This window comes from Mycobacterium sp. D16Q13 (genome assembly GCF_002013375.1).
Lineage (GTDB): Bacteria > Actinomycetota > Actinomycetes > Mycobacteriales > Mycobacteriaceae > Mycobacterium.
In genome coordinates this window covers 1-13,446 of record NZ_MAEW01000001.1, presented here as the reverse complement: position 1 = coordinate 13,446, position 13,446 = coordinate 1, and the positions used below count along the sequence as shown (strand labels likewise).

The 13,446-nt window shown below is 65.5% G+C and carries 12 protein-coding genes; 7 read left to right on the top strand and 5 right to left on the bottom strand.

The features are described 5' to 3' along the window. Positions 1-4 precede the first annotated feature (4 nt). The 3 genes from B4400_RS00060 to B4400_RS00050 are packed head-to-tail and all read left to right on the top strand — an operon-like array spanning position 5 to position 3,784. Positions 5-607 (top strand): potassium-transporting ATPase subunit C, encoded by a 603-nt coding sequence (locus B4400_RS00060; protein WP_078308963.1) that lies wholly within the window; start codon positions 5-7, stop codon positions 605-607. A gap of 10 nt (positions 608-617) precedes the next feature. After that, a complete protein-coding gene (locus tag B4400_RS00055) occupies positions 618-3,113 on the top strand; it encodes a DUF4118 domain-containing protein (protein WP_078308964.1) in 2,496 nt (831 codons plus the stop codon). Continuing rightward, on the top strand, positions 3,110-3,784 hold the full coding sequence (locus tag B4400_RS00050; RefSeq protein ID WP_078295869.1) for a response regulator: 675 nt from the start codon (positions 3,110-3,112) through the stop codon (positions 3,782-3,784). Before B4400_RS00055 ends, B4400_RS00050 begins: the two co-directional genes overlap by 4 nt. Positions 3,785-3,788: 4 nt before the next feature. Here B4400_RS00050 and B4400_RS00045 read toward each other — a convergent pair whose 3' ends face one another. Beyond that, complete coding sequence (locus B4400_RS00045) at positions 3,789-4,235, bottom strand: hypothetical protein (protein WP_078308965.1); 447 nt, start codon at positions 4,233-4,235, stop codon at positions 3,789-3,791. Between B4400_RS00045 and B4400_RS24770 the strand changes: the two genes are divergently transcribed. Genes B4400_RS24770 through smc form a run of 3 tightly spaced genes read left to right on the top strand, consistent with a single transcriptional unit; the run spans position 4,226 to position 8,553 of the window. Then, entirely contained in the window at positions 4,226-4,648 is a 423-nt protein-coding gene (locus tag B4400_RS24770; protein WP_078308966.1) for an OsmC family protein, read from the top strand. The genes B4400_RS00045 and B4400_RS24770 overlap by 10 nt on opposite strands. Positions 4,649-4,651: 3 nt before the next feature. Continuing rightward, positions 4,652-4,927 (top strand): acylphosphatase, encoded by a 276-nt coding sequence (locus B4400_RS24765; RefSeq protein WP_078308967.1) that lies wholly within the window; start codon positions 4,652-4,654, stop codon positions 4,925-4,927. Positions 4,928-4,953: 26 nt separating this feature from the next. Then, positions 4,954-8,553 (top strand): chromosome segregation protein SMC, encoded by a 3,600-nt coding sequence (gene smc / locus B4400_RS00030; protein WP_078308968.1) that lies wholly within the window; start codon positions 4,954-4,956, stop codon positions 8,551-8,553. Here smc and B4400_RS00025 read toward each other — a convergent pair. The 4 genes from B4400_RS00025 to fni form a co-directional block, all read right to left on the bottom strand. Next, positions 8,521-9,357, bottom strand: a complete 837-nt coding sequence (locus B4400_RS00025; protein ID WP_078308969.1) for a TIGR03620 family F420-dependent LLM class oxidoreductase — start codon at positions 9,355-9,357, stop codon at positions 8,521-8,523. The genes smc and B4400_RS00025 overlap by 33 nt on opposite strands. Positions 9,358-9,537: 180 nt before the next feature. Continuing rightward, positions 9,538-10,374 (bottom strand): cytochrome c biogenesis CcdA family protein, encoded by an 837-nt coding sequence (locus B4400_RS00020; protein ID WP_212566632.1) that lies wholly within the window; start codon positions 10,372-10,374, stop codon positions 9,538-9,540. After that, positions 10,371-10,922, bottom strand: coding sequence for a protein disulfide oxidoreductase (locus tag B4400_RS00015; RefSeq protein WP_078308970.1), 552 nt, complete (start codon positions 10,920-10,922; stop codon positions 10,371-10,373). Before B4400_RS00015 ends, B4400_RS00020 begins: the two co-directional genes overlap by 4 nt. Positions 10,923-10,980: 58 nt before the next feature. Next, positions 10,981-11,949, bottom strand: a complete 969-nt coding sequence (fni, locus tag B4400_RS00010; protein ID WP_286151104.1) for a type 2 isopentenyl-diphosphate Delta-isomerase — start codon at positions 11,947-11,949, stop codon at positions 10,981-10,983. 22 nt (positions 11,950-11,971) lie between these two features. On the opposite strand from fni, the gene ftsY reads away from it, so the two are divergent. Beyond that, positions 11,972-13,339 carry a signal recognition particle-docking protein FtsY gene (gene ftsY, locus B4400_RS00005; protein WP_078308971.1) on the top strand — a complete coding sequence of 456 codons (1,368 nt, stop codon included), beginning with the start codon at positions 11,972-11,974 and terminating at the stop codon, positions 13,337-13,339. Positions 13,340-13,446 lie beyond the last annotated feature (107 nt).

Genomic DNA, 13,446 nt, shown 5'->3' with positions numbered 1-13,446 from the left:
TCTCGTGAACAAGGTTGTGATCGCGTGGCTGCGTCAGAGTGTGGCGGGCCTGGTCGTGCTGCTGGGCCTGACTGTGGTCCTGGGTATCGCCTACCCGGCCACGGTATGGGTGTTCGGTCGCATCGACTCGGCGGCCGCCGAGGGCTCGCCACTGAAGGACCGTAACGGCTGTGTCGTGGGATCTTCGCTCATCGGCGTGGATCCGCAAGCGGCACCGGGCGCTACTGACCCCTATTTTCATACCCGTACCAGCGGCGATCCCGCAGCGGGGTTGCCCTCGAACCAGGGCCCCAACAGTGAGAAGCTGAAGACAGATATCGAGGGGCGTCGCGCGACCATCGCCTCACGCGAGAGCGTCGATCCCACACGGATTCCCGCCGACGCGGTGACCGGATCGGGGTCGAGTCTGGACCCCGACATCAGCCCGGAGTACGCCGCGCTGCAGATACCACGGGTCGCGGCGGCGACCGGGCTGAGCCAGGCCCGGGTGAAAGAGCTCGTGGATGCGCACACGTCGTCACGGCAATGGGGCATTCTGGGAGGGCCGCGGGTCAACGTGCCCACGCTGAACGTGGCACTGGGCCTCACCGGCCCGCCCTGCCGATGAAGGAGAGACATTGCCGCGCGGGACACTGCGGATCTATCTGGGGGCCGCGCCAGGAGTAGGCAAGACATACGCCATGCTCAACGAGGCACACCGCCGGGCCAGCCGGGGCACCGATGTGGTGGCTGCGGTCGTGGAGACCCACGGCCGCAGCAAGACTGCCCAATTGCTCGATGGTTTGGAGCTCATCCCGCCCAAGGAGATGACGTACCGCGGAACCGCCATGTACGAGCTGGACGTCGACGCGGTGATCGAGCGCCAGCCGGCCTTGGTGCTCATCGACGAGATGGCGCACACCAATGTGCCGGGCAGCCGGAATCCCAAGCGCTGGCAGGATATCGATGAGATTCTCGATGCCGGGATCGATGTGCTCACCACGATCAACGTGCAACACCTGGAGAGTCTGAACGATGTCGTTGAGCAGATCACCGGGATTGTGCAGCGTGAGACCGTGCCCGATGCGGTGGTGCGCCGTGCCGAGCAGGTAGAGCTTGTTGACATCACGCCGGAGGCGTTGCGGCGCAGAATGGTTCATGGCAACGTCTACGCGCCGGAGAAGGTCGGTTCGGCACTGAGTAACTACTTTCGTACCGGTAACCTCACGGCCTTGCGTGAACTCGCGCTGCTGTGGCTCGCCGACCAGGTGGATGCCGCACTCGCCAAATACCGCTCGGACAACAGAATCACCAAGACCTGGGAGGCGCGCGAGCGTGTGGTGGTCGCGGTCACCGGTGGTCCCGAGTCGGAGACCCTGGTACGCCGGGCAAGCCGGATTGCCGCGAAGTCGAGCGCCGAACTGCTGGTTGTCCACGTAGTGCGTGGTGACGGCCTGGTGGGCGCCTCGACAGCCGTGATGGGCAAAGTGCGGCGGCTGGCCAACGACATTGGCGCCTCGGTGCAAACCGTCACCGGGGACGACGTGCCGCAGACGCTGCTGGACTTCGCCCGCGGCGTCAATGCCACCCAGTTGGTCATGGGCACCTCCCGGCGCTCACGATGGGCTCGCATCTTCGACGAAGGCGTTGCCGCGGCCGTCATTCGCGATTCCGGAGCCATCGACGTGCACATGGTGACGCACGGACAGACCCGGTCGGCTCCGCTGCGCAGCTGGACGGTACCGGCCGAGGGGCGAAAGCGGCTCGTCATCAACTGGCTCGCGGCGATCCTGGTGCCCGCGGCCACCGCATTGTTCATTCACTTCTTCGATGCCGCGCTCGGGGTGGGCAGCAAGAGCGCACTGTTTCTCATTGCGGTACTGGGCGTTTCATTACTCGGTGGTGTATCGACCGCATTGGTATCCGCAATCATCTCCGGTCTGTTGCTCAACTATCTGTTCGTCTCACCCCGGTACAGCTTCACCATCGGTGAGACCGATAACGCACTGACCATCTTGATGATCATGGTGACCGCCGTCGCCGTCGCGGCCTTGGTCGATGCGGCCGCCACCCGCGCACGGCAGGCGCGGCGGGCGGCCCGTGAAGCGGAACTACTGGCGCTCTTCGCCGGTGGTGTCCTGGTCAATTCGGACCTCTCGGCCCTGCTGGAGCGGGTGCGCACCACCTACAACCAGACGGCGGTGAGTCTGCTGTGCGCGGAGGGGCCGGCTGTCGCGAGCGTGGGGGAGCAGCCCCCGACGCGGGAATCGGAGGCCGACTCAGTGTTCCGGGTCGACGATGGTGCGTACGCATTGGCGCTCAACGGGCCCCCGGTGCCGTCCGCCGATGCACGGGTGCTGCAGGTGGTCGCCGGAACGGCGGTGGGTCTGGTTCGTTCGGCTCGGCTGGCCGAGGAGGCGTCGCAGGCCACGGCCCTCGCCGAGGCCGATCGGTTGCGCCGGGCGCTGTTGTCGGCGGTGAGTCATGACCTGCGTACACCGCTCGCCGCGGTCAAGGCCGCTGTATCGAGCCTGCGCAGTCCCGATATTGAATTTTCGCCCGAGGACACCGCCGAACTGCTTGCCACCGTGGAGGAGTCGACCGATCAACTCACCGCTCTGGTGGGCAATCTGCTGGACTCGTCGCGACTGGCAGCGGGGGTCGTCAAACCCCGCGCCGTGCCGGTGTACGTCGAGGAAATCGCCCACCGGGCCCTGTTGGGTACCACCGAGAACGATCGCAAACGGGTGCACCTGGACTTGAACGGTGCGGTGGTTCGGGCAGATCCGGGCCTGCTGGAACGCGTTTTGGCCAACCTTGTCGACAATGCGCTGCGATACTCACAAGCAGACGTGCGGGTCAATTACGAGGAAGTAGAGGGTCGCACGCTGGTGATTGTCGCCGACCACGGGAAGGGCCTGGAAGCGTCAAAACGCGGTGCGGCGTTCGATGCCTTCCAACGTCTGGGCGATCGTGATAACACAGTCGGTGTGGGGCTTGGTCTTTCGGTGGTGAGGGGTTTTGTGGAAGCGATGGAGGGCACGGTGAATGCGACCGACACGGCCGGTGGCGGTCTGACCATGATCGTCGATCTGCCCAGTGCTGGTTTCTCCCCTGTCGGGGGGATCCGGTGACACGGGTGCTGGTGGTCGACGACGAGCCGCAGATTCTGCGCGCTCTGCGGATCAACTTGTCGGCGCGCGGTTACGAGGTGGTGACCGCTTCATCAGGAGCAGGCGCCCTGCGCGCGGCCGCCGAGACTCAGCCCGAGGTGGTGATCTTGGACCTCGGGCTGCCCGATATGGATGGCACCGAGGTGCTGGCCGGGCTGCGCGGATGGACTGAGGTTCCGGTGATCGTGCTGTCGGCGCGCACCGATTCGGCGGACAAGGTCGAAGCGCTCGATGCGGGTGCCGACGATTACGTGACCAAACCCTTTGGCATGGATGAGTTCCTGGCCCGGCTGCGGGCCGCGGTGCGCCGTGGCACTCCTGATAGCGCCGAACCGGTGGTCCATACCGAGACATTCGACGTGGACCTGTCCTCGCACAAGGTGATTCGCGACGGCAGGGAAGTGCATCTGACGCCTACCGAATGGTCGATGCTGGCAGTGCTGGTGCGTAACCGCGGAAAACTTGTTGGGCAAAAGGAACTGCTCCATGAGGTCTGGGGCCCGGCGTACAGCTCCGAAACTCACTATCTACGTGTGTATCTGGCGCAGCTACGACGCAAGCTGGAGATCGATCCGGCTCATCCGAAACACCTGCTCACCGAGGCGGGTATGGGATACCGCTTCCAGGAGTGATAGGTCAGAAGGGCGGGCGGCCCAGATCGATCTGTTGAACGTCGGGATCGCAGCCCGGACGGTACTTGGGCACCAACTGCCCGTAGGTGGCCCGGAAATTGTCGGCGCCGACCTTCTCCACGGTTTCCGGTGAGGCCAGCAGAAGGTAGATACCCATCGGAGTGATTCGTTTGGTGAAGCAGGTGTCGACCACTGTGAAGGTCTGGCGCATCGCCGACGTCGGCACGATCTTGGGCTCACCGGGCGGGATATACACCAGCTCCTCGATGCGAGGAGCCCAGGAACCAGACAACAACTGCGCCCGTACCTCGCTGTACGGACGCAGCAGAAGCGACTCTAGCGTCACTACGGGCTCCGCCGCAGCGGTTGGCGCCGAGAAAAATGAAGCACCGCTAATCGCCGCGGCCATGATGGCGGCGGCGATTACATAACATTGCGGGCGTGACGTCATTATGGGTAGAGCGTACGGGCAATCGCCGCTACACGGGGCACAGCTCCCGAGGTGCGCACGTGCTGATTGGGTCGGAGACCGTCGACGGGGTGTTCACCCCGGGGGAGCTCCTCAAAATCGCCCTTGCGGCCTGTAGCGGAATGTCCAGCGACCAGCCTCTCGCCCGCCGCCTCGGCGAGGACTATCAGGTGCGCATCGACGTCAGCGGCCCCGCCGATCGGGAGCAAGAGCGCTACCCGGTTCTCGACGAGAAGATGGTCATCGACCTGAGTGCGCTTACTCCCGAGGAACGCGCACGGGTGCTCACCGTCGTGGAACGCGCCGTCGACCAGGTATGCACGGTCGGACGCACCTTGAAGGCGGGAGCCGAGGTGAACTTCGCGGTGGACGACCGCTCGCACGAAGACGGGTAGCAGATGCCGGACATCCGCTTGTCCGCGTGGGTGCACGGCCACGTCCAAGGGGTCGGGTTCCGTTGGTGGGTGCGATCCCGCGCCCTTGAACTCGGCCTGACCGGATATGCGGCCAACACACGTGACGGGCGGGTGCATGTCGTCGCGCAGGGGGACAAGGCCGCGTGTGAACAGCTGCTTGCGAAGTTGAACAGCGGTGAAACGCCAGGTCGCGTAGATCTTGTGGTGGATAGCTGGCAGCAGTCCGGCGAGCCCATCTCCGGGTTTACCGAGCGTTAGCGCTAAGACCGGTATTCTGGCCCGCTGTGCACCTCAAGAGTCTGACGCTGAAGGGCTTCAAGTCCTTTGCTTCGCCGACGACTCTGCGCCTGGAACCCGGTATTACCTGTGTGGTCGGCCCTAACGGATCGGGTAAGTCCAATGTCGTGGATGCCCTGTCCTGGGTGATGGGCGAACAGGGCGCCAAGGCCCTGCGCGGCGGCAAGATGGAAGACGTCATCTTCGCGGGTACATCGACTCGCGCCCCGCTGGGCCGCGCTGAAGTCACGTTGACGATCGACAACTCCGACCATGCGCTGCCGATCGAGTACTCCGAGGTCTCGATCACCCGCCGGATGTTCCGGGACGGCGCGGGCGAGTACGAGATCAACGGCCAGAGCTGTCGGCTGATGGACGTCCAGGAGCTGCTGTCCGACTCGGGCATCGGCCGGGAAATGCACGTCATCGTGGGGCAGGGGCGGCTCTCGCAGATCCTGGAGTCTCGGCCGGAGGATCGCCGCGCCTTCATCGAAGAGGCCGCTGGTGTGCTCAAGCATCGCAAGCGCAAGGAAAAGGCGGTCCGCAAGCTCGAGTCGATGGCCGCCAATCTGGCCAGGCTCACCGACCTCACCACCGAATTGCGCCGCCAGCTCAAACCCCTTGGCCGCCAAGCGGAGGTCGCGCGTCGCGCAGCCACCGTGCAGGCCGATCTGCGAGATGCGCGACTGCGCCTGGCCGCCGATGATCTGGTTACCCGTCGGGCGGATTTCGACGGAACCAACGATGCCGAGACCGCGCTGCGCAAGCAACACTCGGAGATCACCGAGAAGCTCGACGTGGCAACCGCGCTGCTGGCCGAGCATGAGACGGCACTCAACGAGCTGATGCCGCAGGCCGAACTGGCTCAGCAGACTTGGTTCCGGCTCTCGGCGCTCGCCGAACGCGTCAGTGCCACGGTCCGGATCGCCGGCGAGCGAGCCAGCCACCTCGATGAGGTGGTGGCCGCGCCGACAGGACCGGACCCGGAGGAGCTCGAGGCACAGGCGGAGCGCGTCGCCGAGCAGGAGCGACTGCTGATCGCACAGTTGGAAACGGTCACCGAGCAGCTGACCTTGGCGAAGGCTGAGCTCGCCGCCAGGGAGGCCGCGGTCGCCCAGGCACAGCGGCAACATATGGCCGCCGTGGCCGCCGAGGCGGATCGCCGCGAGGGTCTGGCCCGGCTCACCGGCCAGGTCGATACCATGCGCACCAGACTGGAATCGATCGACGGCCAGGCGCAGCGACTCACCGAGACGATCAGGGAGGCGACCCTGCGCGGCGAGGCCGCGCAGGGCGAGTTCGACACCGTCAAGGCGCGTGTGGCCGAGCTGGATCAGGGTGAGGTCGGGTTGGACGAACACCACGAGCGTTCGGTCTCGGCGCTGTCGATCGCCAATGAACGCGTCGCTGAATTGCTGTCGGCCGAGCGCCAGGCGGAACGGCAGATCGCTTCGCTCAAGGCGCGAATCGACGCACTGGCCATCGGTCTGGAACGCAAGGATGGTTCGGCGTGGCTCTCCGAGAATCGCAGTGGTGCTGGGATTTTCGGATCGATTGCACAGCTGGTCAAGGTGCGGCCCGGATACCAGGGTGCCATCGCGACAGCGATGGGACCGGCCGCCGACGCGGTGGCCGCGGAGAATCCGGCCGCCGCGCAAGCGGCCGTGGCCGCGTTGAAGGCCTCCGATGGCGGGCGGGCGGCAATCGTGTTCGGCGAGTGGCCCGCGCACACGCATGTGCGCCCCGCGATCAGTCTGCCTCCCGGTGCGCACTGGGCTGCCGACTTGGTCGAGGCGCCCGAGCGGCTCGCCACGGCGGTGTCGGCGATGCTGGCCTCGGTGGTGGTGGTCGATGAGCTCGGCGCCGCGATCGAGGTGGTGCTGGCCAACCCGCTGCTGCGCGCCGTGACCATCGACGGTGACCGGGTGGGTGCCGGATGGGTTGCCGGCGGATCTGACAAGAAGCAGAGCACCCTGGAGATCCAGGCCGCCATCGAGGCTGCGGGAGAAGAGCTGCGGGCCACCGAGATTCAGGTGGGCGAGATCTCCGCCGCGTTGTCCGGTGCGCTCGCCGAGCAGACGGCGCGTCAGGACACCGCCGAGCAGGCCTTGGCGGCCCTCAACGAGTCCGATGCGGCCATCTCGGCGGTGTATGAGCAGTTGGGCCGCGTCGGGCAAGACGCGCGTGTCGCCGCTGACGAGGTGAGAAAACTCACCCTGCAACGCGATCAGCTCGAGCTCGGCCGCGCCAAGACCATGGAGGAGCTGGCCGAGGTCGAGTCGCGGCTGCGCAATGCCGAAGAGGCGCCCAACCTTTTCGACGATGAGCCCATTGATCGCGACGACATGGCCATCGAGCTGGAAGAGGCGCGTTCGGTCGAGATCGAGGCGCGGCTGGCGGTACGCACCTCCGAAGAGCGAGTGAATTCGGTTCGCGGTAAAGCTGATTCGTTGCGCCGCGCTGCGACGGCCGAACGCGAGGCGCGAGCGCGGTCCGAGCGGGCAGCCGCCGCCCGGATGCGGGCGGCCGCGGTCGCGGCCGCCGTGGCAGAGTCCGGACGGCTGGTTGCCGCCCGTCTTGAACATGTGGTGGCCGCAGCGTCCGCACGTCGGGACCGACTCGGTGCCACCCGCGCGCAGCACACATCGGCGCTTGGCGCCGTGCGCGACCAGGCCCGCGAACTGACTGCCGCTCAGGCTCGTCTCACCGATGCGCTGCATCGCGACGAAGTCGCCAAAGCCCAAGCGGCGCTGCGTATCGAGCAGCTTTCGGAACAGGTGCTTGAACAGTTCGGTATGGCCGCCGATGACCTGATCGCCGAGTACGGCCCGCATGCCGAGCTGCCGCCCACGCAGCAGGAGATGGACGAATACGAGCAGGCTCGTGAGCGTGGGGAGCAGGTGAGCGCCCCACAGCCGATGCCGTTCGACAGGGACACCCAGGAGCGCCGCGCCAAGCGTGCCGAGAAGGATCTGCGCGAGCTGGGCAAGGTGAATCCCCTTGCCCTGGAAGAGTTCGCGGCGCTGGAGGAGCGCTACAACTTCCTGTCTACACAGCTGGAGGACGTTAAGGCCGCCCGTAAGGATCTGCTCGATGTGGTTGCCGACGTAGACGAGCGCATTCTGCAGGTGTTCACCGAGGCCTATGCGGATGTGGAGCGCGAGTTCAAGGGAGTGTTTTCCTCACTGTTCCCCGGTGGCGAAGGCCGGTTGGTGCTCACCGACCCCAATGACATGCTCACCACCGGTATCGAGGTGGAGGCGCGCCCGCCCGGCAAGAAGGTCAAGCGCTTGTCACTGCTCTCCGGCGGAGAGAAGTCGCTGACCGCGGTTGCCATGCTGGTGGCGATCTTCCGGGCGCGGCCCTCACCCTTCTACGTGATGGACGAGGTGGAAGCCGCCCTCGACGATGTCAACCTGCAGCGTCTGATCGGCCTGTTCGAGCAGCTGCGGGAGAAGTCGCAGCTCATCGTCATTACCCACCAGAAGCCGACCATGGAGGTCGCCGACGCGCTCTACGGCGTGAGCATGCGCGACGATGGCATCACGCAGGTTGTCTCGCAGCGTATGCGTGGGCTAGAGACCCAGCTCGCGGCTCAAAATACCTAGCCCCTCAGCGCGTTTGGCAGGATCACCGAGTACCTGGATTGCCACCTGGGTGGCGCCGGCATCCCGATGCTCCTGCAGTCGGGCGGCGATCTGTTCCGGAGTGCCGTACGCGACAAGGGAATCCACCAGCTTGTCGCTGCCGGGCCTGGCCAAATCTTCCGTACTGCCCGCGAACCGCTCCAGCATGGTCAGGTAGTTGGTCAGGCCGAGATACATGTCGAGCGCCTGGCGCCCGATCGCACGGGCCTCATCGGCATCGGTGGTGAGTACCACCTTCTGCTCGGGGACGATGATCGCATCGGGTCCCAGGAGCTCACGAGCCCAGCGAGTATGTGATGGCGGAGTGAGATACGGGTGCGCGAGCGCCGAGCGCTCGGCGGCAAGCTTGAGCGACTTCTCCGCGAGCGCTGCCAGACCCCGACCTTCCACGGGAACTCCCACCTCGTCGAGTACGTCGAGATACTCGACCAGCCCGGAGTACGGCTTGTAGGGAACGCCGCTGTCGATTTCGGGATGGCCGGCACCGATACCGAGAATGAATCGCCCGGGGTGAGCCGTCTCGATGCGCTGCCACGATTGACCGGCTTCCCGCGCGGGCGCGGACCAGATGTTGACGATCGCGGTCACGATCCGGATGCGCTCGGTGGCGGCAAGGAGAGGTTCAACCCATGGCAGAGCCGCCGGAGGCGAACCGCCCAGCCATGCGGTATCGAAACCGAGGTCCTCGATGGCCCGCAAAAGATCTGCGTCCACCGTTTCGTAGTGAGTGAAGAATCCGTACGGGGTGAACTCCGGTCTGGTCACCTCACGGCGAACGCGCTCACCCGCGGCCGGTATTCCCTGAGGACTACTTGTCGGAACCGCAGGAACAGCTGGATCCACACTGACAGTCGGCGCAGGTGCAGTTCGGGTTGTCGCAAGACCCTGCCTTCTCGGGTGCGACGGTCTCATTGCTAGTCATGCATATATCCTACGCCCGGGGTGCTATTCCTTGGCGGTATTGCGCCACCAGATCGCCGCACCGACCGCCGCTAAGCCGAGGATGAACAACCACGGCCAGGCGCCGTGCAGGTACACCCAGCCAGAGATCGCACGCTGAATCCTCCCGGCCGCGTTGATGATCGGGTCATCCGGGTTGCCATTGGCGTGGAACAACCTGACCTCGTAGCTGCCGTAATAGCCCACGTAGGCGCCGACCACAAGCAGAATGCCACCGCTGATCCGGTTCAAGTAGGGCAGCGCGCGGCGCATGCCGTTCAACAGCACCGTGCTTGCCAGTGCGGTGGATACGGCCAGCGTGCCCACCACGAGGGTGATACCGGCGGCGTAGGCCAGGTAGACCATGACACCGTCGAACAAGGAGCCGCTCTCGAATGTCGTGCTGGTCACCGCGAGGAATGGGCCGATGGTGCAGGACAGCGAGGCCACCGCGTATCCCACGCCATAGCCGAACATGGAACCCAGCCGGGTGGTGGGAGCGTTCGCATCGAGCACCTTGGGCATGAGCGCGATGATGTCGCGGCCCGAGAGCAGCCACAGCCCCAGAATCACCAGACCGATTCCGAAAACGACTGTCACAAAAGGCAAGTAACGCTGTACTACGGACGCGACCGACACCGTCAACAAGCCGAAGACCGTAAAGACCGCGACGAACCCCGCTGCCATCACCACGGTGGCGATGACGGCGCGGCCGAGAGCCCGTGTCTTCCCGATATCGGCACCGGGTCCGCGCACGACGAGCGCGAGATAGACCGGGAGCAATGCAAAACCGCACGGGTTGAGCGCGGCGATGAGCCCGGCCGCAAAGGCCAGAGATGTCAGGTGAGTGCCTTCACCCGGTCGCTGAGCTCCTGCTCGGACATCGATGACGTCGGGTTGTTCACAAAGTCCGAGGTGCCGTTGGAATTGATGAACAAGTACGCCGGCTGCCAGGGCACTCCGAACTGCCGCCACAACGAACCGTCGGCATCATTGAGATTGGTGAAGTGGAGGTTGTAGCGCGAGATGAATCCCTCCATATCTCCCACGGAACCGCGGCCGGAGATGCCGACGAAGGTGACGCGGGGGTTAGCCGCCGATACCGCACTCACATGCGGTCCCTCGCCATTGCAGAACGGGCAATACGCAGCCCAGAACCACAGCACGACCGGCTTGCCTTTGAGGCTGGCCCCGTTGAAGGGTGCCCCCGAGACGGTGGTACCGGTGAAATCGAGGAGGGAATCGGCGCGCGCCGTTGGCGCCCGGACGATGCCGGTCGATATCAACAACACTGCGACGGCGACCGTAAAGGTCCTCGTCAGCGTCCGAGCCCTCTGGGCTCGAACCTTCTGGGCCCGAAACTTGTTACGTCCCCCGAATTGGATATTCATGCCAAGAACCTCCTGGGACGAGATGTGACTCCCGCAGTGTATGACGGGTGTCTTGCGTTTAGCGGAGGCTTGGACGGGGACGCAGTGAAATTCGACTCAGATCCGCGATCGTGTTGACGTCGGCGCAGTGCATGGCGATGCGCAGCTCGTCGAGGAAGTGTTCGAGCCAGGCGATTACGGCCTGCGGCGATTGCACCGCTGGCGCCAGGAGTGGGAGCGCGACGGACACGACGCTCGCTCCCAGCGCGATTGCCTTGGCGGCATCCATGCCGGTGCGGATTCCGCCCGAGCCAATCAGGGGCAGATGCGGCAGCTCGGCATGCACCTCGACGAGGGCCTCAGCCGTCGGGATGCCCCATTCGGCGAGCTCGGGCGAGGTGATGGCGCCGAACCGAACGAACTGCTCGACCCGGGCCCAGGATGTGCCGCCAGCACCCGCGACATCGATGGCCGCGAGTCGGCATCCACCGAGGCGGCGCGCGGCGGCCCCGCTGATTCCGTGACCGACCTCCTTGAGCAGCACGGGGAAATCGACCGCGTGAGTCAGCTCTGCGAGCCGGTACACCTGACCGGTGAAATCGGTATCGCCGTCGGGCTGCACGGCCTCTTGCAGCGGATTGGTGTGCACCGCCAGCGCGTTCGCTCCGACCCGCCGCACCAGGTCGGTGAGCTGCGCGGCAGCGGCGATGTTGCCGAGCTGCGCGAGCCCGATGTTGCCAATGAGCAAGATGTCGGGTGCTACCTCGCGCACCGCGAAGGTGCCGGCGCTCGCGGGATCTACCAACATCACCCGTTGAGAACCGAGCATCATGCCGATGCCGAGCTCCTGGGCGGCGGCCGCGAGGTTGCGATTGATGGTGGCCGAAAGCTTCGCGCCGCCCGTCATCGCGCCGATGAGGACCGGCGCGGCCAATCGCTTGCCCAGGAACTCGGTGGACAGGTCAACCCGGGCGAGATTGGAGTTCGGCAACGCCATATACGGCAGGTCGAGTCGTTCCAGGCCGGTGGTTCGGGTGACGTACTGCACTGGATCGCTCAGGCAGGCGTCAATGTGGCGCTTCTTGCGTTCCTGTAACAATGCCCTGGTGCCTCTTGAAGTGTGGATCGCCATAGCGATCGTCGCCGTCGTGGTTTTTGCTGCATTGGTCTTCGGACTGGTGCGTTACCGCTCCCGTCGTATCAGCCTGACACGTTCCGACAAAAACACCGGGATCACCGAGGGCGCCACACCGACCGACCGTTCCGGCGGGTACACCGCCGGCTCCACCATCACCTTCAGCGAGGGCGGTGCGCAAGCGACCCCCGTGCCCAGCGTGGGCGATGATGCCGAAGTTCCGCGGGACGCACCCCGGCGCACTATTTCCAATGTCGAGCTACCGGAGCCAGCTCCGGAACCCGAGCCCGAACCGGTCGCGGCATCCGAACCGGAACCGGAGCCCGAACCCGAACCCGCGCCTGAGCCAGAACCGGAGCCGGCGGCGGTACTCGATGAGATCGCACCGGTGGCGGGACGACTCGATCGGTTGCGGGGACGGCTGGCCAGCTCGCAGAACGCTGTGGGCAGGGGCCTGCTTGGGCTGCTGGGTGCCGGAGACCTCGACGAGGAATCGTGGGAAGAGGTCGAGGACACCCTGCTGATCGCCGACCTCGGCACCGCAGTCACCACCTCGATCGTGGACAGGCTGCGCAGCGAGATGGCGGCACGCAGCGTGCGCACCGAGTCGCAGGCACGGGCACTGCTGCGCGAGGTGCTCATCGACGAGCTGCGGCCAGACCTTGACCGGTCGATCAAGGCGCTGCCACACAACGACAAGCCTTCGGTGCTGCTCATCGTCGGGGTCAACGGCACGGGTAAGACCACCACCGTCGGCAAGTTGGCCCGCGTGCTGGTCGCCGACGGCCGCCGTGTCGTGCTCGGGGCCGCCGACACCTTCCGTGCCGCTGCGGCCGATCAGCTGCAGGCTTGGGGGCAGCGTGTGGGTGCCCAGGTGGTGCGCGGTGCCGAGGGCGCCGATCCCGCGTCGGTCGCGTTCGATGCCGTCGACGCTGGGATCCGGGACGGCGCGGATGTCGTGGTGGTCGACACCGCCGGACGACTGCACACCAAGACCGGTCTCATGGATGAGCTCGGCAAGATCAAACGTGTCGTGGAGCGCCGGGCCGAGGTGGACGAGGTACTGCTGGTTCTCGACTCCACCATCGGGCAGAACGGTTTGGCGCAGGCACGCGTGTTCGCTGACGTGGTGGACATCACCGGTGTGGTGCTCACCAAACTTGACGGAACAGCCAAGGGCGGCATCGTTTTTCACGTGCAGCGTGAACTCGGCGTGCCGGTGAAGCTTGTTGGCCTCGGGGAGGGGCCCGACGATCTTGCCCCGTTCGAGCCGCCAGCCTTCGTCGACGCCCTGCTCGGATAGGGAACAACCGGTAACAGACGCGAAACACACGCGAGCCCTCTCGGAAACATCCGCTGCGCACTCTGCATGGGCAGAGTTCAAGCTTCAAGATCCCCGAGAGGAATGCC

What these genes read in the sequence shown, in the direction of transcription:
- B4400_RS24765 (WP_078308967.1), top strand. Translation starts at nt 4,652, where the DNA reads ATGCCGGACATCCGCTTGTCCGCGTGGGTGCACGGCCACGTCCAAGGG.
- ftsY (WP_078308971.1), top strand. Translation starts at nt 11,972, where the DNA reads ATGTGGCGCTTCTTGCGTTCCTGTAACAATGCCCTGGTGCCTCTTGAA.
- B4400_RS00015 (WP_078308970.1), bottom strand. Translation starts at nt 10,922, where the DNA reads ATGAATATCCAATTCGGGGGACGTAACAAGTTTCGGGCCCAGAAGGTT.
- B4400_RS00045 (WP_078308965.1), bottom strand. Translation starts at nt 4,235, where the DNA reads ATGACGTCACGCCCGCAATGTTATGTAATCGCCGCCGCCATCATGGCC.